At 70.2% G+C, this 20,908-nt stretch carries 15 protein-coding genes and 1 riboswitch; of the genes, 2 read left to right on the top strand and 13 right to left on the bottom strand.

Annotated elements, in window-relative coordinates:
• The first annotated feature begins 64 nt into the window (after positions 1 to 64).
• Positions 65 to 2,761 (top strand): helix-turn-helix transcriptional regulator, encoded by a 2,697-nt coding sequence (locus tag IEZ08_RS18755; protein WP_189242580.1) that lies wholly within the window; start codon positions 65 to 67, stop codon positions 2,759 to 2,761.
• A 51-nt stretch (positions 2,762 to 2,812) separates the two neighbouring features.
• Here the strand turns inward: IEZ08_RS18755 and IEZ08_RS18750 are convergent, their stop codons facing one another.
• The 6 genes from IEZ08_RS18750 to IEZ08_RS18725 form a co-directional block, all read right to left on the bottom strand.
• Positions 2,813 to 3,763, bottom strand: a complete 951-nt coding sequence (locus IEZ08_RS18750; protein WP_068928082.1) for a TIM barrel protein — start codon at positions 3,761 to 3,763, stop codon at positions 2,813 to 2,815.
• A 372-nt stretch (positions 3,764 to 4,135) separates the two neighbouring features.
• Positions 4,136 to 6,637 (bottom strand): ATP-dependent Clp protease ATP-binding subunit, encoded by a 2,502-nt coding sequence (locus IEZ08_RS18745; protein ID WP_068928083.1) that lies wholly within the window; start codon positions 6,635 to 6,637, stop codon positions 4,136 to 4,138.
• 483 nt (positions 6,638 to 7,120) lie between these two features.
• Positions 7,121 to 7,453, bottom strand: a complete 333-nt coding sequence (locus tag IEZ08_RS18740; RefSeq protein ID WP_068928084.1) for a histone-like nucleoid-structuring protein Lsr2 — start codon at positions 7,451 to 7,453, stop codon at positions 7,121 to 7,123.
• A 538-nt stretch (positions 7,454 to 7,991) separates the two neighbouring features.
• Complete coding sequence (locus IEZ08_RS18735; RefSeq protein WP_268249345.1) at positions 7,992 to 8,522, bottom strand: RDD family protein; 531 nt, start codon at positions 8,520 to 8,522, stop codon at positions 7,992 to 7,994.
• A gap of 455 nt (positions 8,523 to 8,977) precedes the next feature.
• Positions 8,978 to 10,078: an RDD family protein gene (locus IEZ08_RS18730; RefSeq protein ID WP_203863161.1), complete on the bottom strand. Its 1,101-nt coding sequence runs from the start codon at positions 10,076 to 10,078 to the stop codon at positions 8,978 to 8,980.
• Positions 10,079 to 10,293: 215 nt separating this feature from the next.
• Positions 10,294 to 10,878: an amino-acid N-acetyltransferase gene (locus IEZ08_RS18725; RefSeq protein WP_084780817.1), complete on the bottom strand. Its 585-nt coding sequence runs from the start codon at positions 10,876 to 10,878 to the stop codon at positions 10,294 to 10,296.
• 345 nt (positions 10,879 to 11,223) lie between these two features.
• A riboswitch (cyclic di-AMP (ydaO/yuaA leader) is annotated at positions 11,224 to 11,369 on the top strand.
• A 5-nt stretch (positions 11,370 to 11,374) separates the two neighbouring features.
• Between IEZ08_RS18725 and IEZ08_RS39625 the strand changes: the two genes are divergently transcribed.
• Positions 11,375 to 12,433, top strand: coding sequence for a C40 family peptidase (locus IEZ08_RS39625; RefSeq protein ID WP_229803257.1), 1,059 nt, complete (start codon positions 11,375 to 11,377; stop codon positions 12,431 to 12,433).
• A 182-nt stretch (positions 12,434 to 12,615) separates the two neighbouring features.
• Here IEZ08_RS39625 and IEZ08_RS18715 read toward each other — a convergent pair whose 3' ends face one another.
• The 7 genes from IEZ08_RS18715 to IEZ08_RS18685 all read right to left on the bottom strand — a co-directional run bounded on the left by IEZ08_RS18715 (position 12,616) and on the right by IEZ08_RS18685 (position 20,601).
• On the bottom strand, positions 12,616 to 12,783 hold the full coding sequence (locus IEZ08_RS18715) for a helix-turn-helix domain-containing protein (protein WP_362799447.1): 168 nt from the start codon (positions 12,781 to 12,783) through the stop codon (positions 12,616 to 12,618).
• A gap of 489 nt (positions 12,784 to 13,272) precedes the next feature.
• Positions 13,273 to 14,772, bottom strand: coding sequence for a bifunctional lysylphosphatidylglycerol synthetase/lysine--tRNA ligase LysX (gene lysX / locus IEZ08_RS18710; RefSeq protein ID WP_084780818.1), 1,500 nt, complete (start codon positions 14,770 to 14,772; stop codon positions 13,273 to 13,275).
• A 57-nt stretch (positions 14,773 to 14,829) separates the two neighbouring features.
• Positions 14,830 to 15,612 (bottom strand): type III pantothenate kinase, encoded by a 783-nt coding sequence (locus IEZ08_RS18705; protein ID WP_068928089.1) that lies wholly within the window; start codon positions 15,610 to 15,612, stop codon positions 14,830 to 14,832.
• The gene (locus tag IEZ08_RS18700) at positions 15,612 to 18,167 is read right to left on the bottom strand and encodes an L-aspartate oxidase (RefSeq protein ID WP_189242579.1); all 2,556 of its coding nucleotides are present in this window, start codon (positions 18,165 to 18,167) and stop codon (positions 15,612 to 15,614) included. Before IEZ08_RS18700 ends, IEZ08_RS18705 begins: the two co-directional genes overlap by 1 nt.
• 106 nt (positions 18,168 to 18,273) lie before the next feature.
• The gene (gene panD / locus IEZ08_RS18695) at positions 18,274 to 18,690 is read right to left on the bottom strand and encodes an aspartate 1-decarboxylase (RefSeq protein ID WP_068928091.1); all 417 of its coding nucleotides are present in this window, start codon (positions 18,688 to 18,690) and stop codon (positions 18,274 to 18,276) included.
• 181 nt (positions 18,691 to 18,871) lie between these two features.
• Complete coding sequence (gene panC, locus IEZ08_RS18690; protein ID WP_189242578.1) at positions 18,872 to 19,720, bottom strand: pantoate--beta-alanine ligase; 849 nt, start codon at positions 19,718 to 19,720, stop codon at positions 18,872 to 18,874.
• Positions 19,711 to 20,601, bottom strand: coding sequence for a Rossmann-like and DUF2520 domain-containing protein (locus tag IEZ08_RS18685; protein WP_068928093.1), 891 nt, complete (start codon positions 20,599 to 20,601; stop codon positions 19,711 to 19,713). The genes panC and IEZ08_RS18685 overlap by 10 nt, the downstream gene beginning before the upstream one ends.
• Positions 20,602 to 20,908: the final 307 nt, after the last annotated feature.

Raw genomic sequence — 20,908 nt, 5'->3', positions numbered from 1 at the left:
TACGAGTAGGGATCTACGGGGCGAATCCGTAATCTTGCGGTACTGGACCACGTACCTTTGATCCGTGCTGTACGGGCGGGCCACCGAACTGGCGGCGATCACCAAGACGGTCGCGGAGGCGTGCGCGCACCGCCGCAGCGGTGCGCTGGTCATCCGGGGCGAGGCGGGCATCGGCAAGTCGGCGCTGCTCGACCGCGTCGCGGACCTGTCGGCGGAGATGTCGCCGGAGACACGCGTCCTGCGGGCCACCGGCGTCCAGGCCGAGGCGACCCTGGCCTTCGCCGGGCTCCACCAGCTCGTCTGGCCGGTACGGGACCATTTCGACCGGCTGCCCCCGTCCCAGGCGGGAGCCCTGCGCGAGGCGTTCGGCTCGGGCGCCGCCCACGGGCACGACCTGTTCCTCATCGGGCTGGCCGTCCTGACGCTCCTGGCGGATCTCGCCGAGAAGGGTCCGGTGGTGTGCCTGGTCGACGACGCCCACTGGCTCGACCGCGCCACCGCCGAGGCCCTGCCGTTCGTCGCCCGCCGCCTCGCCGCCGAGGGAGTGGTCATGATCTTCGCGGCCCGGGAGGACGAGGGGTTCGCCGCCTCCGGCCTGCCGGAGATCGCACTCTCCCGGCTGGGGCCCGAGGACGCCCGGGCGCTCCTCGCCGAACGGGGCGGGCGGCCCCTGTCGCCCGCCGTACGCGACCGGATCGTCGCCGCGTCCGCGGGCAACCCGCTGGCCCTCATCGAGTTCGGCGCCGCCCAGCTGGAGGAGCCGCGGGCCCTGGGGCGGCCGGCGGTGACCGACCGGGTGCTCGCCTCCTTCCAGGGTCAGATCGGCCGCCTCTCCGAACGCGCGCGGCTCATGCTGTTGATCCTGGCCGCCGAGGCCCGCGGCCACCTGCCCACCGTCCTGGGTGCCGCCACGGCCCTGGGCGTCGGCCTGGAGGACCTGGAGGAGGCGGAGAAAGCCGGGCTGGTGCGGATCGCGGGCCGGGTCACCGGCACAGCCGCCGTCTTCCGGCACCCGCTGATCCTCGCCGCCGCCTATCAGGGGGTGCCGCTCGCGCGGCGGGTGGCGGTGCACGAGGCGCTCGCCGCGACCGCCACCGACCCCGACTGCCGGGCCCGGCACCGGGCCGCCGCGGCGGTGGCCCCCGACGAGAGCGTCGCCGCGGAGCTGGACGGGGCCGCGCTCCGGGCCCGGGCCAAGTGCGGCCTCGCCGAGGCCGCACGGCTGTACGAGCAGGCCGCCGAGCTCACCCCCGCCCCGGCCGCCAGGTCCCGGCGGCTGGCCGGGGCGGCGGAGCTGGCCCTGCGTGCCGGGGACACGCACCGCGCCGCCGAACTGGCCGGGCGGGCGGCGGTGCTGGACGGGGATCCGGTGGACCGGGCCCGGGCGGCCCTGGTGAACGCGACGGTGGAGTTCGAGCACGGGGACCCGCTCGCGGCCGCCCGTCTCCTCCTCGACCCCGCCCACCACCCCGGCTCCCCGGGCGGTGCGGTTCCCGCCGATCGCGGGACTCCGGCGGTCCCGGACGGCGCGCAGGCCATGGCGCGCGCCGCCGCCACCTACGCGTGGTTCGCGGGCGACGCCCCGTCGATCCGGGCGGCGTCCGCGCTGTCGCCCGCCGATCCCCTCGTCCGGGCGCTGACCTGTCTCGTGGACGACGACTACGCGGCCGGTCTGCCCCTCCTGGCCGACCTGCTGACGCGGGACGACACGGACTGGATGCACCGCGTGCACGCCGCCGTGATCCTCGGCGCCGACGACGTCGCCCAGGAGCTCGCCGCCGCCGAGACGGAACGCTGCCGCAGGCTGGGACTGGCGGGCCGGCTCCCCCGGGTCCTGCACCAGCTCGCGCAGGCCCAGCTCCTCAACGGCCTGCGCCGCGACGCCGAGGCCACCGCCGCCGAGGGGATCGCGATCGCCGCCGACACCGGGCAGCACCGGCGCATCGGCCGGATCAACACCACGCTGGCCAGGATCGCGGCGATGGAGGGGAACGAGGCACGCCTGCGCGAGCTCACCGAGCACCGCCCCGACGCCGGGGGCGTGCCCGCCGAGTGCGGGCTGAGCCTCCTCGACCTCGGCATGGGCCGCCACCGGCCGTCCCTCGAACGGCTGGAGCGCGCCTGGCTCGGTCCCGGCCGCCACACCACGGTCCTGATGGCCGCCGTTCCCGATCAGGTCGAGGCGGCCGTACGGCTCGGCGAGCCCGAACGCGCCGCGCAACCGCTGGCCAGGTTCCGGACCTGGGCGCAGGCGGGCGGGCAGTCGTGGGCGCGGGCCGTGGCGCTGCGCTGCCGGGCCCTCGTGGACGACGACGGCGACCTCTACGCGCAGGCCGTACGGCTGCACGAGCAGGGGGGCAGGCCGTTCGAGCGGGCACGCACCGAACTGCTGTACGGGGAGTGGCTGCGGCGGGCCAGGCGGCGCAGCGAGGCCCGGGTGCCGCTGCGCTCGGCACTGCGCGTCTTCGAGCGCCTGGGCGCCACGCCCTGGACCGATCGTGCCCGCGCCGAGCTGAAGGCCACCGGGGAGTCGCTCATGCCCGCCGAGGCCACCGCCGCCGACCTGCTCGACCGGCTGACACCGCAGGAGCTCCAGGTCGTACGGCTGGCCGTGGAGGGCCGCAGCAGCCGGGAGATCGCCGCCCAGCTCTTCCTGAGCCCCAGGACCGTCGAGTACCACCTCTACAAGGCCTATCCGAAGCTGGGAGTCTCCTCGCGCAGGGAGCTGGCCCTGCTCCGTCCCCGCATCGTGTCCGCGTAGGGAGTGTCCGGCGGGCAGGCCGGGCAGGGCCGGATGAGCCCCGGCTGAGCCTCAGGCGGCCAGGCGGAAGCCGAGGGCGGTGAGGTTGACCCGGGCCCAGTCGAGCTCGTCGGCCAGCATGCTGACCAGTGCTCCGGGGCCCTTGGCCCGCACCGGCACCGCCAGGTCGTGGGTCTCGACCTCGATGTGGGCGGTGCCGTTCACCGCGCCGGAGAGCATCGCGGTCAGGGTGTCCTCCAGCACCGGGCGGGTGCTGGGAAGCTCCTGACAGGCGTCCCCCATGTGGTTGTGGACGTGGCCGAGCTTGACCACGGGCGCCCCCGCCGCGGCCAGGCCGCGCAGCGCCGCTCCGGGCTCCTCGCCGCCCCCGGCGAGGTGGCAGGCGTCCAGGCAGACCCCGAGGTGCTCGGAGTCGATGTCGCAGACCCGTTCGAGGGCCTGCTCGGTGGTCTCCAGCACGCATCCGGGCCACGGCTCGAAGCCGACCCTGATGGTCTTGCCGGTCACGCTGTAGAGGCCGCGCAGCTCGCGGGCGAGTCGCTCCAGCCGTCGTGAGGCGATGGAGTGCAGGTCGGCGGGCCAGTCACGGCGCCAGCCGATGGGGATGGTGGAGATGCTGCCGAAGCGCACGTCCTCCGGGAGGAGGAAGGCCAGGATCTTGGCCAGTGCCATCGTGTAGCGGTAACGCTCGGGCTTGGCCCAGTCGGGGCCCGGCGCCTCCTGGTTCCGGCCGCCGGTGCCGTTGAGGCTGACGACCTCCAGGCCGCGCTCCTCCAGCGAGCGGCGGAGCCGTACCAGCTCGATCCGGTCGGCGATGAGGTGGTCGGCGACGCCCGGGGAGAGCCAGAGGCCGATGCCCATGCGCTCCACGCCCAGGCGCCTGCGCACCGGGACCGCGTAACGGGTCAGGTGGGCGATCAGGTTCTCCAGGTCCTCCGCCGGGTGCACACCCGCGTTGTAGGCCAGGTGAACGAGCGTTCCATCCTCGTGCCGCAAACGCATCCGATGCCTCCCAGGCGTGCTCTGGGTAAGAGGCTTGATCGCCCCACACCCGTGGTCCCGGCCTCATGGGCCGGAGTCCCTCTCCTGCCGGGAACTCGGCCCCGTCCGCCGAGAGCATCTCGCGTGCACACCGGTCTCCGCGTCACTCCTGGAGCGGATTCCGCCGTACGCCGCTGGGCTGATCTCGGGAACGTTCCGGTCCCGTGCGGGCGGCTGGTGAGCCGCGGGACAGGACGTGACCCAGTTCGCTCTACAGAGTGTAGTACTACTTGTGGTGGCGGAAAGGTGTTCCTTGGGTAACGAATAGGCAGACCCCGCGGTGAGCCTGGTCACCGCGGGGTCTGCCTATTGTGCTTTTTCGTGCTTGTGGCGTCAGTGCTGGATGGGCTCCGCGATGGACGCCGCCGAGTCGGGAACCGGGTTGGTGGCCTCGCCGCTGAAGATGAACTTGGCGTTGTCGCCCTCACCCTCAATGGTGATCTTGATGGTCTGGCCCGGGCGGAGCTCGCCGTACAGGATCTTCTCGGAGAGGGTGTCCTCCAGCTCGCGCTGGATCGTACGGCGGAGCGGACGGGCGCCCATCACCGGGTCGTACCCGCGGTCGGCCAGCAGCTGCTTGGCCTCCGGCGAGACCTCCAGGCCCATGTCGCGGTCCTTCAGGCGTTCGGCGACCTGGCCGAGCATGAGGTCCACGATCTGGATGATCTCCTTCGGCGTCAGCTGGTGGAAGACCACGATGTCGTCGACGCGGTTGAGGAACTCGGGCCGGAAGTGCTGCTTGAGCTCCTCCTGGACCTTCGCCTTCATCCGGTCGTAGTTCGACTCGGTGTCGTTGGACTTGGCGAACCCGACCCCGATGCCCTTGGAGATGTCCCGGGTGCCGAGGTTGGTCGTCATGATGATGACGGTGTTCTTGAAGTCCACCACACGACCCTGGGCGTCGGTCAGGCGACCGTCCTCCAGGATCTGCAGCAGCGAGTTGAAGATGTCCGGGTGGGCCTTCTCGATCTCGTCGAAGAGGACCACGGAGAACGGCTTGCGCCGCACCTTCTCGGTGAGCTGGCCGCCCTCCTCGTATCCGACGTAGCCGGGCGGGGAGCCGAACAGCCTGGAGACGGTGTGCTTCTCCATGAACTCGGACATGTCCAGCATGATCAGCGCGTCCTCGTCCCCGAACAGGAACTCGGCCAGCGACTTGGACAGCTCGGTCTTACCGACACCGGACGGGCCGGCGAAGATGAACGAGCCACCCGGGCGGCGCGGGTCCTTCAGACCGGCGCGGGTGCGGCGGATCGAGCGGGACAGACCCTTGACGGCGTCTTCCTGACCGATGATCCGCTTGTGCAGCTCCTCCTCCATGCGGAGCAGCCGCTGGGACTCCTCCTCGGTGAGCTTGAAGACCGGGATGCCGGTGGCGGTGGCGAGGACCTCGGCGATGAGCTCCTCGGTGACCTCGGCCACGACGTCCATGTCGCCGGCCTTCCACTCCTTCTCCCGGCGCTCGCGCTTGAGCTGGAGCTGCTTCTCCTGGTCACGCAGGGCCGCGGCCTTCTCGAAGTCCTGCGCGTCGATCGCGGACTCCTTCTCGCGCCGCACGTTGGCGATCTTCTCGTCGTATTCGCGCAGGTCCGGCGGGGCGGTCATGCGGCGGATGCGCATGCGCGAGCCGGCCTCGTCGATGAGGTCGATCGCCTTGTCCGGCAGGAACCGGTCGCTGATGTAGCGGTCGGCCAGCTGCGCGGCGGCCACGAGGGCCCCGTCGGTGATGGAGACCCGGTGGTGCGCCTCGTAGCGGTCACGCAGACCCTTGAGGATCTCGATCGTGTGGCTGAGGCTGGGCTCGGCCACCTGGATGGGCTGGAAGCGCCGCTCCAGGGCGGCGTCCTTCTCCAGGTGCTTGCGGTACTCGTCCAGGGTGGTGGCACCGATGGTCTGCAGCTCGCCGCGGGCCAGCATCGGCTTGAGGATGCTGGCGGCGTCGATCGCGCCCTCGGCGGCGCCCGCACCGACGAGCGTGTGCAGCTCGTCGATGAACAGGATGATGTCGCCCCGGGTGCGGATCTCCTTCAGGACCTTCTTCAGGCGCTCCTCGAAGTCGCCTCGGTAGCGCGAACCCGCCACCAGCGCGCCCAGGTCCAGGGTGTAGAGCTGCTTGTCCTTGAGCGTCTCGGGGACCTCGCCCTTGACGATCTTCTGGGACAGGCCCTCCACGACGGCGGTCTTGCCCACGCCGGGCTCGCCCACCAGGACCGGGTTGTTCTTGGTCCTCCGGGAGAGGACCTGCATGACCCGCTCGATCTCCTTGTCACGGCCGATGACCGGGTCCAGCTTGCCCTCGCGGGCGGCCTGGGTCAGGTTGCGGCCGAACTGGTCGAGCACGAGCGAGGTCGAGGGCGCGGCCTCCTGGGGCCCGCCCGAGGCGGCCGGCTCCTTGCCCTGGTAACCGTGGAGCAACTGGATGACCTGCTGCCGCACCCGGTTGAGGTCGGCGCCCAGCTTCACCAGCACCTGGGCCGCCACGCCCTCGCCCTCACGGATGAGGCCGAGCAGGATGTGCTCGGTGCCGATGTAGTTGTGCCCCAGTTGCAGGGCCTCGCGGAGCGACAGCTCAAGGACCTTCTTGGCGCGCGGGGTGAAGGGAATGTGCCCCGACGGCGCCGACTGGCCCTGGCCGATGATCTCCTCGACCTGCTGCCGCACACCCTCAAGACTGATGCCGAGGCTCTCCAGAGCCTTGGCGGCAACGCCTTCACCTTCGTGGATCAGACCAAGAAGAATGTGCTCCGTACCGATGTAGTTGTGGTTGAGCATCCTTGCCTCTTCCTGGGCAAGGACGACAACCCGCCGTGCGCGGTCGGTGAACCTCTCGAACATCTCGTCGCTCCTCACAGAGCGGTCAGGCAGGTCCGGGATATCCGGGCCCTGTCCTCCCGCATGGTAGCCCTGACCCGGAGACCGCTCTATGCCATAGGACGTTCCCCGAGAGCAGGGCGTTCACGCTCCATCCAACTACTTGTCGGGGGTGTGATGTTCCCACTACGCCGCAAGCGAACGACGTTTATTGACCATCGAGAGCCGTCGTGAAGCTCATCGGCCGTCAACGGCGATCCGGAAGGACGGCTCGGAGCGGAAGAAGGGGGCGCGACAGGGCCCCGTACGGCGGTCATCCGGCGGGGAGAGCCGGGGAAGGGAACGGGAAAGCGGGACGGCCGCCGGGAAAGCGAGGACGGCCGGACAGGAAAGCCGGGGCAACGGACGACCCCGAAATGCATCATGCGGTCATGGCCGCCACCGGACCCCACCGTGGCCGCCATAACCGCATGATCACGAACGGCGAACCGTTTCGCCGGCCGTGCCTCAGTGAGCCTGCTCGTACTTCTCGACGATCGAGGATGCGATCCGGCCGCGCTCGCTGACGTTCATACCTTGGGACTTCGCCCACGCACGAATGTCGGCGCTCTTCTCCCGGGTCAGGGCACGGGCGCTGCCACCACGACGGCGCCGAGGGGCCACAGCGGTGGAACGGCGGGCGCTGCTGACGAAAGGAGCGAGGGAGTCGCGGAGCCTCTTCGCGTTTACGTCGCTCAGGTCAATCTCATAGCTGGCACCGTCAATCGCGAAGCTGACGGTCTCATTGGCCTCGCCTCCATCGAGGTCGTCGATGAGAATCTCCTGGATCTGCTTGGCCATGTAAGGAACCCTTTCACGGGGCATTGTTTCATTGCTAGCTAAACATATACCCGCGCTGTCTGGGCAGCAATTCCAGGATCCCGGGCGATTCCTCGGGCAAACCGGGAGGAAGGAAGGAGGGGGGATCAGCCGTTCTGAGAGTCGGCTTGATCGATTGGTTTCGACGACCGGCGACCTGCGGCCTCACTGCGGAAGAGCTTGAAAACTGCATACACAATAACCCCGCCGACCACCACGGGGGGCGTCAGCGCCGCTATTACGTCGTACATGTCCTCGCTCCGCAGGGTCGGCATTCAGGATCCGCGAAATCGTCGGCCACAGGGCCCCGGCTGACCGGGAACACACCCGCGCGGGCGTATCCGCTCACCTATGACCATAGCGGCTTCCAGGAGCGATGTGCGTCCCAGGGGCAACTCTACCGCTCCTCCGTCCACTCTAATACGTCTCTCCAGACGTCTTACCGGTTGCACTCGTAAAGTGCTCCAGAAAAGTCCGGCGGAGTGGTCACACGATGATCTTTATGCCGCCTGAGCCAATGTCAGCCCAGGTCTTTGACCACGAGAGTACCCGCCACCCGATCGTGGAACCCCCGCAGAAGAGGCCCGTCGAGGAGGATCGACAGACCCATCAGGAAGCCGAAGACGGCCGCCGGCAGGTTCAGCACGGGAATGCCGACGGTCAGGAGAACGCCCGGATACAGAACCGCCCGCTTCAGCAACCCGCCGGGTTCCGGAGCCGCCCCGCACGGGACCACGCGGATCCCCATCACTTTCTTGCCGAGGGTGCGGCCGCTCCGGCGGTGCAGCGCATAGTCATAGAGCGTATAAGCGCCAAAGGCGATCAGTCCGGCGAACAACCCCGGAAGCACCCGGGGGTCCCTCACCTGATCTCCACCCTCCGGCGCGAAGGCGGCGTAGAAGAGGAATGACAGAATCCAGTGGAGCACCACGAAGGGGGCGCCGTCGATGATGCGGGCGAGCAATCGTTCCCGCCACCCGGCCGGCGGTGCGGGAACTCCGGGGGGCGGTATCCCGCCTATCGGGGCTTCCGGGAGGCCCGCCGATCCCATTGCGGCCGGTCCCATTGCGGCCGGGTCCATTGCCTCCGGCCCGATCGGCGTTGAGCTCATTGCCGCCGCGCCGGGGCCTATTGGAGCCTCACGGCGGGCATCAGGAGCGCCGGACGGTCGGTGACGGTTCTCGCCTCCGGAGCGCGAGGAAGAGTCCATGACACTCCTCTCACCGACGTGAATGGGTTTGCCCTTCGGACCGAGCCTGCCCTCGGAGCGTTACTCCACACGGTTTTCCCGCCGGGAAGTGAAGGCGGCCCGATGCGTGCCTCCGCGGCCGTAGTCCGATACGTGCCCACGTCGGCACGACCTGATACGTGCGTCGGCGGGGACGTGCCCGCGAACCTCTGAAGCCCGCCCGCGAACCGCTCAAGAGCCCGCCCGCATATGAAAGCGCATATGAAAGCGGGGCCGGTGGACGAACCACCGGCCCCGGCAATCACCGAACCAGGGGACTACTTGACCTTGACGACCACCGTCGAGGCGACCTTGTCGTGCAGGGCCTGCTGGAGAGGCTTGTCCCACAGCAGCCAGAGCACGTTCAGCAGGCTGAAGAGGCCGACGACGGCGTCGAGAATGCCGATGTACCCCCGCAGCAGCTGCGGGCCGTAGAGCACACCCGCCCGCTTCAGGGCGGCGTCGGCGGGCAGGCCGCCGGCGGTCGAGCCGCTGCCCACCTGGACCACCTTGATGCCCATGACCATCTTCCCGACGGTCTGCCCCTTCTGCTTGAGCATGAAGAACTCGTAGGCGATGAAGATCAAGCCCGAGATGATGGCCGTGAGGAGGCTGGCGAGGAAGTACCCACCCCCCGGAGTGACCTCGCCGGTCTCCAGGTTGAAGTCAGGACTCGTGATCAGGATCGCTGCCAGCACGAAGGTCAGGATGAACAGCGGGATCGCCAGGATGACGGCGTCGATGAGCCGCGCCACCAGGCGCTGCCACCACTCCGCGAGGGGCGCCGGAGCACCCGGGACCATCGCGCCCTGCGGACCGTAACCCTGGCCGTAGGCGGGCGCCTGGTGGCCGTAGGACTGCGGCTGCCCGTAACCGGGCTGCTGACCGTAGCCGGGCTGCTGGCCGTAGGCCGACGGGTCGCCGTAGCCGGGCTGCTGACCGTAACCAGACTGCTGCTGACCGTAACCCTGCTGCTGGCCATAGCCGGACTGCGGCTGCTGGCCATAGCCCTGCTGCCCGTAACCGGGCTGCTGACCGTAGCCGGGCTGCTCCTGGGACGCGGCCTGCTGACCGTAGCCCTGCTGCTGGCCGTACCCGGACTGCGGCTGCTGCCCATAACCGGACTGCTGCTGGCCATAGCCCTGCTGCCCGTAACCGGGCTGCTGGCCGTAGCCGGGCTGCTCCTGGGACGCGGCCTGCTGACCGTAGCCCTGCTGCTGGCCATAGCCGGGCTGCGGCTGCTGCCCATAACCGGACTGCTGCTGGCCGTAGCCCTGCTGCTGACCGTACTCCTGCTGCTGACCGTAGGACTGCTGGCCGTAGCCGGGCTGAGTCTGCCCGGGTCCGGTGTTCTCCGACCGGTATCCGACGATCGTCACATCGGGGTCGAGCCCGCCCTGGGCGCGACCCGCGTTCTGCTGTCCGTATTCCGGCTGCCCCGACGGTGTGCGATCGCGGTCGGGATCATCCTGCGGATACGGCGGCTGTCCGGTGCTCACCGCGTCACCTCACTTCGACTGGGCATGTGACTTATGCCAGGCACATGCGTGCTGGTGCACAAGGTATCGATATAGGTAACAACAGTCACCTTTTCCTATGAGTCAGCGCCCGGTTCACTCGCCTCCAGATGGAGCAGCATCCTGGTGTTTCCCAAGGTGTTGGGCTTGACGTGTTCCAGGTCCAGGAACTCGGCGACCCCTTCATCGTAGGAGGCGAGGAGTTCCGCGTAGACCTCGGGTGACACGGGCGTGCCCTGGATCTCCCGGAAACCGTGCCCGGCGAAGAACGCCACCTCGAAAGTCAGGCAGAAGACCCGGCGCAGGCCGAGCTCGCGGGCGGTGCGGATGAGGGCGGCGACGATCAGGTGACCGACGCCCATCCTCCGGCAGGAGGGGTCGACGGCGACGGTCCGGATCTCGGCGAGGTCCTCCCAGAGCACGTGGAGCGCCCCGCAGCCGACCACCTCGCCCTCCCGCTCGGCGACCCAGAACTCCTGGACGTCCTCGTACAGCGTGACCGTGGCCTTCTCCAGCAGGCGCGGGCCGGCTCCCGCGTAGGTGTCGACAAGCCGCCGGATGGCGCGTACGTCCGGGGTGCGGGCGCGCCGGACCGTGATCGCGCCGGAGTCCCTCCGCTCCGAAGCCTCCTGACCCGGCGATTGCTCCACAACCTGCTCCATGACTGATCAGAGTACGTCCTCGGAGCACCTGGATTACGGCCCATCCCTAACTCGCGTCCCATTGTTATCCGTGACGACGCGTGGACAGCCGATCACGATGCGCTGGCCGCACCGGCCGTACCCGGCTATCAGCCCGCAGAAGGCGGACGGACCTGCGAAGACCTGGGCGAAGTCCGGCCGTGAACAGACGTGAGCAGATCAGCCCAGGGTAATACCCATGTTGATCAATCTTTCATGTGATCTGTCCGTGATCTTCCGGTTGTGGAACCTCTACCCAGTTAGCAGTTCTGGTTGAGCACGAACCTCCATTGCACTAATGTCCAGGCTCGGTACCGGCCTGCCCGAAGGGCCGGTTCGCCGAATCTCCGAACCTGGGGAACCGGGGACCCATACCTCCGGGGTGAATCCGTGGTGCGCCCGCGCGCCACGGTAGGGCTGTCTCCCGGCCCGAACCCGTCAGCTAACCCGGTAGGCGGCAGAGGAGAGGAGCCTGTTGGTGAAGCGCACGCGCGATCGTGGAGGAAGGCATGCGGGCAAGCGCGCCCGCTGCCGAGAACGCGGCCCGCACGAATTCTCCCGGAGGTTCTCCGGAAAGATTGCGATCATCGGGATCGCCTTCGCCTCTCTCACCCTCGGCACCCCGTTGAGCACGGCCGTCGCCGATCCCCAGCCCAGCATCCGCGAGCTCGCCAAGCAGGCCGACAAGCTCCACACGGAGATCGCCCGGCTCACCGAGCAGTACAACGGCGAGCGGGTCAAGCTCAAGCAGGCCGAGCGGGTGGCCGAGGCGGCCAAGAAGACCCTGTCCATCAGCGAGGCCGAGCTGGAGGAACGGCGACGCAAGGCCCGCCTGGTGGCGCAGCGGAACTACATGACCCGCGGCATGGGCCCCGGGCTCACCTTCATCTCCTCCGGCGACCCCGACGCCTTCCTCGACCAGGCCACCACCGCCTACGCGCTCCAGCAGCGGCAGAGCGAGGAGGTCGCGCAGGTCAGCCGGGCGATGGAGGTCGCCGAGAAGGCGAAGGTCACGGCCAAGGCCCGGACCACCGAGGTCAAGGAGCTCCTCTCCGAGATCGGCACCAAGCGCACCAAGATCGAACGGTTGGTCGCCAGGGTCGAGAGCGACCTGTTCAGGGAGGTGCGCGAGCAGGCCGGGGGCCGGGGCCGCCGCGTGAAGGTCGACATGCCCATCATCGGCGACGGCAAGGCCGCGGAGGCCGCCCGCTGGGCGCTCACCCAGCAGCTCAAGCCGTACGTCTGGGGTGCCGAGGGTCCCAACGGCTTCGACTGCTCAGGCCTGGTCATGTGGGCCTACCAGAAGGTCGGCATCAGCCTTCCGCACTACACCGGTGACCAGTGGACCGCGGGCACCCGCATCTCCAAGGAGCAGTTGCGCCCCGGCGACCTGGTCTTCTTCTACAGCGACCTGCACCACGTCGGGATCTACATCGGCGGAGGCCTGATGGTTCACGCGCCCCGGACCGGGGACGTCATCCACATCGCCCCGATCGCGGGGCGCCCGTTCGCCGGAGGCGTCCGGATCGCGGAGTGACGCGGGGCGCCACGGGGTCCGCGGAGCGGATCCCGCCATCGGGCACCAGGACGCCTGACGCCCTGACAGCGGGCACTCAGCCGACGGCCACCGGGATGCCGGACATCCGGACACCCTCGGGCGCCGGACATCCGGATAACGGAGACCCGGACGACGACGGCCCGGGTCCGGATCGGGCGGCTTCAGATCAGGCGGCGGCGGGCCGCCCAGGCCACCGCCTCGATCGCGGTGGCCACGCCGATGCGGTCGCAGATGCCGCGGAGCCTGCGCCGGACCGTCCGCCCGCTGATATCCAGGCGCCTCCCCACACGGTCCACGGTGACCCCCTTGGCGAGCTCCGCCAGGAGCACAAGGTCGTCGTTACTCAGGCCGGCCGCACGCGCGTCCGGAAGACTGTCACTGCGATGGGAATCCACAACAGCTTCTGGATATGCCATCTCTAGATCCTCCCCCCGCACCGGAACCCAGCCGAGTGTGCTCGGGTGAAACGCCGCCCGCCGGGAACGGTACCGTCAGGAACGTTAAACGCCTTCTTCAAAGGTCGTCAAGCTTCGTTCTCCATAGAGCCGATACGCAACGTTGACATAACAGACAGCCCATGAACTACTCACGATATGTCCACGCCTTTCCGGTTAAGCGGATTAGATACACGACTCATGTGATATGCGCACGCGCAAATGAGGTTTCCGAACTGCGCGTTAATCCGCCCGGAGGCGTGCCCCGGCTCCCCGCGAACCGCACACCGATCCGGCCCCGGCCACGTCATGATCTACTCCGGACCGTGGGGGACAACGACGAGCCGCCCGGCCCGTGATCGGGCCGGGCGGCTCGCCCCGAACTCATCCAGCCGGCTTGACCAGCGGGAACAGGATCGTCTCGCGGATGTTCCTACCGGTGAAGGCCATGATCATACGATCGATGCCGACCCCCACGCCTCCGGTGGGCGGCATCGCGTATTCCAGGGCGGTGAGGAAGTCCTCGTCAAGCTGCATGGCCTCCGGGTCACCGCCCGCGGCCAGCAGCGACTGCTCCACCAGCCGGCGGCGCTGCTCGATCGGGTCGTTCAGCTCCGAGTAGGCGGTGCCCAGCTCGGTGCCGAACCCGATCAGGTCCCACTTCTCCGTCACCAGCGGGTTGTCGCGGTGCTGGCGGGCCAGCGGGGAGGTCTCCAGCGGGTAGTCCATGACGAACGTGGGCTGGATGATCCTGTGCTCGACCAGCGCCTCGAACAGTTCCTGGACGACCTTGCCCTGCCCCCACTTGGGGTCCCAGTGGATCTCCCGGGCGTCGGCCAGCTTGCGGACCGTCTCCAGGGGGGTCTCGGTGGTGATCTCCTCGCCGACCGCCTCCGAGACGGAGCCGTACAGCGTGATCCGCGGCCACTCGGGCAGCCCGAGATCGACCTCCTGGCCCTCGTGCACCACGACCGTGCTGCCCAGCGCGGCGACCACGGCCTTCTGGTACATGCGCTGGGTCAGGTCGGCCATGTCGTTGTAGTCGAGATACGTCCCGTACGCCTCGAGCATGGTGAACTCGGGGTTGTGGGTGGCGTCCGCGCCCTCGTTGCGGAAGTTGCGGTTGATCTCGAAGACCTTCTCGACACCGCCCACCACGAGCCGCTTGAGGTAGAGCTCGATCGCGATGCGGAGGTAGAGCTCCATGTCGTAGGCGTTGATGTGGGTCTTGAAGGGCCGGGCCGCCGCGCCGCCGTGGATCGGCTGCAGCATCGGCGTCTCGACCTCCAGGTAGCCCTCCTGGTGCCAGAAGTCGCGCACGGCCCGCACCGTGTCACTGCGCAGCCGGGCCATCTTGCGGGCCTCGTCGTTGACGATGAGGTCCACGTAGCGCAGCCGGACCCGCGCCTCGGGGTCGGTGAGCCCTGCGTGCTTCTCCGGCAGCGGGCGCAGGCACTTGGAGGTGATCATCCACCGGTCGGCCAGGATGGACAGCTCGCCCCGCTTGGAGGTGATCACCTCGCCCTCGACGCCGATGTGGTCGCCGAGGTCGACGTCGCGCTTCCAGGCGGCGAGGGACTCCTCGCCGACCTTGTCCAGCGAGATCATGACCTGGAGGTCGCCGGAGCCGTCCCGGATCGTGGCGAAGCAGAGCTTGCCGCCGGTCCGGGAGAGCATGACGCGGCCAGTGACGCCCACTTTGTCGCCGGTCGCGGTGTCAGCAGCGAGATCGGCGTACTTCTCGCGGATCTCGGCGTTGGTCGCGGTGCGCGGGAAGTTCACCGGATAGGGGTCGACGCCCTCGGAGCGGAGGCGGTCGAGCTTCTCCCGGCGCACGCGCATCTGCTCGGGCAGATCCTCGGCTGGAGTCACATGGTCGGTCACGCAGCCAAGGGTACCGACATCACGGAACTGACGCTGATTCGCACGGACAGGTAGCGATCAGGCGGTGTTGCGGTGATAGATGAGCCGGAGCCCGATCAGCGTCAGCCACGGCTCGTGCACGTCGACCGTGGCGGCCTCGCCGACCACGAGCGGCGCCGCGCTGCCCGTCGCGACCACGGTGACGTCGTCGGGGTCCTCGGCCAGCTCCGCGGCCATCCGCTCCACGATCCCGTCCACCTGACCGGCGAAACCGTAGATGATGCCCGACTGGAGCGCCTCGACCGTGTTCTTCGCGATCACCGACCGGGGCCGGACCAGCTCCACCTTGTGCAGCTGCGCCCCGGCGGCGGCCAGGGCGTCCACCGAGATCTCGATCCCGGGCGCGGTGACGGCCCCGACGTACTCCCCCTTGGCGGAGACGGCGTCGAAGGAGGTGGCGGTGCCGAAGTCGACGATGATGCACGGCCCGCCGTACAGCTGGATGGCCGCCAGCGCGTTGACGATCCGGTCGCTGCCGACCTCCTTGGGGTTGTCCATCCGGACCGGCACCCCGGTCCGCACGCCGGGCTCCACGATGACCGCGGTGACGTCGCCGTAGTAGCGCCGGCACATCTCGCGCATCTCGTTGAGCACGGAGGGGACCGTGGAGCAGATCGCGATGCCGTCGACGTCGGCCCCCTTGAGCAGGGGCGACTGGGCGAGCAGACCCTGCAGCACGACGGCGATCTCGTCGGCCGTGCGCCGGGCGTCGGTCGCGATCCGCCAGTGCTCGATGACCTCCTCGCCCTCGAACAGGCCGAGAACGGTGTGCGTGTTGCCGACGTCGATGGCGAGCAGCATCAATTCCCCCGAAGGTCCAAGGCGATGTCCAGGGCCGGCGCCGAGTGCGTGAGGGCGCCCACGGCAAGGTAGTCAACGCCAGTTTCGGCTACGTCACGGGCCGATTCCAAGGTCAACCCCCCGCTGGACTCCAGCCGTGCCCTGCCGTTCACCAGCCGTACGGCCTCCGTCAGCTCGGCGACCGTGAAGTTGTCCAGCAGGATCTCCTCCGCCCCCTCCGCGAGCACGGGCTCGATCTGGTCGATCCGGTCGACCTCGACCTCGATCGGCAGGCCGGGGTAGGCGTCCCGGACCGCCCGGAAGGCCTCGGCCACCCCGCCCGCGGCCACGACGTGATTGTCCTTGATCAGTGCGGCGTCCGACAAGGACATGCGGTGGTTGACCCCGCCGCCCGCGCGGACGGCGTACTTCTCCAGCGCGCGCAGGCCCGGCAGGGTCTTGCGGCTGTCCCGGATGCGGGCCCCCGTCCCCTCGACCGCCCGGACCCACCGGCCGGTGAGCGAGGCGACGCCGGACAGGTGGGTGAGCAGGTTCAGCGCGGTCCGCTCGGCCGTCAGCAGGTCGCGGGTGGCGCCGGTGACGGTCATCAGCACGTCCCCCCGGCTCACCCGCTCGCCGTCCTTGACGTGCCGCTCGGCGCGGCTCACGCCGAAGCGCGCGAACACCGCCTCGGCGACCGCGAGGCCCGCCACCACGCCGTCCGCCCGCGCCACCACGTCGGCCGTGGCGACCTGGCCGGCCGGGATCGTGGCGATGCTCGTCACGTCGCCGGCCTCCTGGACGTCCTCCCGGATCGCGGTCTCGATCACGGCGCCGACCTCCGCGGGGTCCAGCCCCGCCGCGGTCAGCTCGTCGGCCACGTGCGCGGGCAGGGCCTGCCGGGCGGCGGAGTGCGGGCGGTAGCTCATCGTCAGTCCCTCTCCTGTCAGGGTCGTGTCGAGGTGGCTCAGCCACCGGGCGTCGTCGCGCTCGGGGAAGTCCTCCCGCCAGTGTGACCCGCGGGTCTCCTGACGCGTGCGAGCGGCCTCCACCAGCGCCGAGGCGACGGTCAGCAGGTTGGTGGTCTCCCACGCCTCGGTGCACGGCTCGACCGCCACCGGGGTCCAGCGGAAGTTGACCAGCGCCCGGCTGACCTCGTCGAGGCTCTGGCCGCTGCGCAGCACGCTCGCGCCCCGGCTCATGTGCCACTGGAGCCTGGACCGGGCCCGGGGGTCCACCAGGCCGGTGGGGCGGCCGTCGGCCACCGGTTCACGGGGCGAGAGCCGTACGGCCTCGTCCGCCCCCGGAGCCCGCCGCGCGTGGATGTCGGCGGCGATCCGCTCGGCGAAGACCAGTCCCTCCAGCAGCGAGTTGGAGGCCAGCCGGTTGGCGCCGTGCACGCCGGTGCAGGCCACCTCGCCGCAGGCGTACAGGCCCGGCACGCTGGTACGGCCGTGCAGGTCGACGCGGACGCCGCCGCTGGCGTAGTGGGCGGCCGGAGCGACCGGGATGGGCCGCGTCACCGGGTCGATGCCGTGCTCCAGGCAGACGGCGTGGATGGTCGGGAAGCGGATGCGCCACTTCTCCTCGCCGAAGTGCCGGGCGTCGAGGTACATGTGGTCGGCGCCCGTCTCGCGCATCCGCCGCATGATCGCCTTGGCCACGACGTCGCGGGGCGCGAGGTCGGCGAGTTCGTGCACGTCCTTCATGAAGCGGACCCCGCCGGCGTCGATCAGCACCGCGCCCTCGCCCCGCACCGCCTCCGAGATCAGCGGCTGCTGGCCGGTGGAGCCCTCGCCGAGCCAGAGCACGGTCGGGTGGAACTGGACGAACTCCAGGTCCCGGACGACGGCCCCGGCCCGCAGCGCGAGCGCCACCCCGTCCCCGGTGGAGACCAGCGGGTTGGTCGTGGCGGCGTAGACCTGCCCCATGCCGCCGGTGGCGAGCACCACCGCCGGGGACCGGACCGCGCCCACGCCGTCGCGCGTGCCCTCCCCCATCACGTGCAGGGTCACTCCGGCCGTACGGCCTTGCGCGTCCTTGAGCAGGTCGAGGACCAGCGCGTGCTCGATCACCTCGATGCCCGGCGTCGCCCGGACCGCCGCGATGAGGGCCCGCTGCACCTCGGCCCCGGTGGCGTCGCCGCCCGCGTGCACGATCCGGTCGCGCCGGTGGCCGCCCTCCCGCGTGAGCTGGAGCTCGCCCGCGGCGTCGGTGTCGAAGCGCGCGCCCGCCGCGATCAGGCGGCGCAGCGCGTCCGGGCCCTCGGTCACCAGGACCCGGACCGCCTCCTCGTCGCAGAGGCCGACTCCGGCGATGAGCGTGTCGGACAGGTGCTCGGCGGGACTGTCCTCGGGGTCGAGCACGGCGGCGATGCCACCCTGCGCCCAGCGTGTGGAGCCCGCCGAGAGCACGTCCTTGGTGACGACCAGGACGCGCGCCCCGGGGTCGAGCACGGCCTGGCGCAGCGCCAGGGTCAGGCCCGCGATCCCGGAGCCCACCACGGCCACGTCTGCCTCGACCGTCCAGCCCGGCTCGGGCGCGGTCAGCCGCTGGGGGATGGCGGGGATGCTCATGATCGTCTCCTGTTCGTGGCGACGCTGCGAGGGACCACATATTCGTCAACATGACGATAACGCCCCGCAGGAGACGGATCTTCCCCGGGTACCCCGGCCGGCGGGATCAGCCCGTGACCAGGTCACCCCGGAGATCGGCGGAGCCGGGGACGGGCTCGGCGGGGTCGTCGCCGAGGTCGACGATCCGGTTCTCCCGGTCGACGTGGACGACGCGGGGGCGGAAGACCCGGGCCTCGGCGTCGTCCATCTGGCCGTAGGCGATGATGATCACCAGGTCGCCCTGGTGGACGAGACGGGCGGCGGCGCCGTTGATGCCGATGACCCCCGAGCCGCGCGGCCCGGTGATGGCGTAGGTGACCAGCCGGGCGCCGTTGTCGATGTCCACCACGTGGACCTGCTCGCCGGGGAGCAGCCCCGCCGCGTCCATCAGGTCCTCGTCGATGGTGATCGATCCCACGTAGTGCAGATCCGCCTGGGTGATGGTGGCCCGGTGGATCTTGGAGGTCAGCATGGTTCGCAGCATGCGTCGTCTGCCTTTCTCAGGGTCGCGTCGCCGTGTGGCTCAGGGTCGTCCGTAGAGCTCAGGGTCGTGTCGCCATGGGGCTCAGGATCACTTCGCCACGGGGCGTGCACGCCGGACAGAAGAGATGCCAGGGTATAGATCGACCTTGTACGAGGACAATGCCGCCGATCGATACCGCCGATCAGCCCAGCGTGAGGACAACGTTGTCGATCAGGCGGGTAGTCCCGACCCGGGCCGCGACGGCGAGGATCGCCTCTCCCCGGTGGTCGTCGCCCGCCTCGGCGAAGGTCGCCGGGTCCGCCAGGATCAGGTAGTCGACGTCCACCGCGGGCTCGGCGTCGAGTACGGCGCGCGCCGCCCGCCGGATCTCCGCGGGCGTGTTCCGCTCCGCTCCCGCGAACAGCGCCCGGGACAGCGCGAGGGCCACGGCCCGGTCCTCCGCCGACAGGTAGCGGTTCCGGCTGGACATCGCCAGGCCGTCCGCCTCCCGGACCGTGGGGGCGCCCACGATGGAGATCGGCAGGTTGAGGTCGGCGACCATCCGCCGGATCAGGGCGAGCTGCTGGGCGTCCTTGCGGCCGAACACCGCCACGTCCGGCTGGACCAGGTTGAACAGCTTGAGCACCACGGTCAGCACGCCGTCGAAGTGCCCCGGCCGGAACGCCCCCTCGGCGACCGTGCCCATCGGGCCCGCCGAGACGCCGACCTGACGGTCCGGCAGGTACATCTCCTCCGCGGAGGGGGCGAAGACGACGCCCACGCCCTCGGCGGCGCAGATCTCCAGGTCGGCCTCGAACGTCCGCGGGTAGCGGGCGTAGTCCTCGCCGGGACCGAACTGGAGGGGGTTGACGAAGATGCTCACCGCGACGTGGTCGGCGTGCTCCCGGGCCAGCCGCATGAGCGAGCGGTGCCCCTCGTGCAGCGCCCCCATGGTGGGCACCAGTGCCAGCGTGGCGCCCTCCCGCCCCGCTCCGAGCGCCTTGCGCGCCTCGGCCAGCCCGGCGCGGTCATCGGCCACGATCACGTCCATATGTTCCCTCCCAGCGCGTCCAGGAGGCGTTCCGCGGCCTCGGGCTTCAGCAGCCCGGCCGCGAGCGCCCGGTCCGCCGTGAGCCTAGCGAGGGCCACGTAGGCGTCCGCCGCCTCGGGTGCCGCCAGGATCAGCGCGTCCACGTGCTTGCGGACCGTCCCCGCGTCACCGCGCACCACGGGGCCGGTGAGTCCGGCGATGCCGAGCCGCAGCACGTTGTCCAGGGCCGCGCCGAGCAGCGGCCCGAGCATCCGGCCCGGCTCCTGGACTCCGATCTTCTCCAGCAGGTCGGAGGACTCGGCGATGAGCGTGACCATGTGGTTCGCCGCGCCCGCCAGAGCCGCGTGGTAGAGCGCCCGGTCCTTCTCCTCGATCCAGACCGGCTCGCCCTCCATCTCGATGACCAGGGCCTCGGCCACCATGCGGAGCTGGTCGGGCGCGGTGACCCCGAACGAGATGCCGGTCAGGCGGGCGAGGTCGTCGTCCCTGCCGGTGAACGTCATGACCGGGTGCAGGGCCAGCGGCAGCGCCCCCGCCCGGGTCGCCGGGTTCAGCACCGCCAGGCCGTACGCGCCGCTGGTGTGGACCACCAGCTTGCCCCGCAGGTCGGCGCCCGTCTCGGCGAGACCCGTGACCAGGTCGGGCAGGACGTCGTCCGGGACCGTGAGGAGGACGAGGTCGGCCTTGGCCACCACGTCCTCGGGGCTGCTGGGGGCCAGGCCGAGCCGGTCGGCGGCCCGCTGCCTGGAGGCGTCGGAGACGCCGCTCGCGGCCACGATCCGATGGCCCGCGCGCGCGAGCGCGGCCCCGACCACCGAACCGACCCGTCCGGCTCCGAGCACCCCGACTGCCAGCCGCGCCGGGCGATCACCTGTGTCCACGACGTCCCGTCCTCCGACTACTCAGGGCTTCTCCCGCCGAACTGCGCAACCTCTGCCCCGTCACGTCGTCCGGGGCGGTGCTCCTCTGGGAGCGATGTTGCCGGTCGCGGTACCGGGGCTCCGCTGTCCAGCGCTCCGGACCCAGTTGACCAGCGTAATGGGCGGCACTTCCCCAGCCGTGCGGCGGCATGCGCAGGAGCGGTGGTGGCGCGATGCGGGAGCGGGAAAACCCCACGGGGGAACGCCCGGACCGCGCGGAGAAAGCCGGTGGCGGGCGCCGGACCCTGCCACGGGCCCGGCGCCCGCC

Origin of the sequence: Planobispora rosea (genome assembly GCF_014648175.1) — a bacterium.
Taxonomy (GTDB): domain Bacteria; phylum Actinomycetota; class Actinomycetes; order Streptosporangiales; family Streptosporangiaceae; genus Planobispora; species Planobispora rosea.
The sequence above is the reverse complement of the archived record's forward strand: the minus strand, read 5'-3'. Positions and strand labels throughout refer to the sequence as shown.

Excerpts from the sequence above, each read along its gene's own strand:
- IEZ08_RS18705 (WP_068928089.1), bottom strand. The coding sequence starts at position 15,612 with ATGCTGCTCGCCATCGACGTCGGCAACACGCACACCGTTCTCGGCCTG.
- IEZ08_RS18740 (WP_068928084.1), bottom strand. The coding sequence starts at position 7,453 with ATGGCCAAGCAGATCCAGGAGATTCTCATCGACGACCTCGATGGAGGC.
- IEZ08_RS18735 (WP_268249345.1), bottom strand. The coding sequence starts at position 8,522 with ATGGGATCGGCGGGCCTCCCGGAAGCCCCGATAGGCGGGATACCGCCC.
- IEZ08_RS18750 (WP_068928082.1), bottom strand. The coding sequence starts at position 3,763 with ATGCGTTTGCGGCACGAGGATGGAACGCTCGTTCACCTGGCCTACAAC.
- panC (WP_189242578.1), bottom strand. The coding sequence starts at position 19,720 with ATGGACGTGATCGTGGCCGATGACCGCGCCGGGCTGGCCGAGGCGCGC.
- IEZ08_RS18700 (WP_189242579.1), bottom strand. The coding sequence starts at position 18,167 with ATGAGCATCCCCGCCATCCCCCAGCGGCTGACCGCGCCCGAGCCGGGC.
- IEZ08_RS18725 (WP_084780817.1), bottom strand. The coding sequence starts at position 10,878 with ATGGAGCAGGTTGTGGAGCAATCGCCGGGTCAGGAGGCTTCGGAGCGG.
- panD (WP_068928091.1), bottom strand. The coding sequence starts at position 18,690 with ATGCTGCGAACCATGCTGACCTCCAAGATCCACCGGGCCACCATCACC.
- IEZ08_RS18745 (WP_068928083.1), bottom strand. The coding sequence starts at position 6,637 with ATGTTCGAGAGGTTCACCGACCGCGCACGGCGGGTTGTCGTCCTTGCC.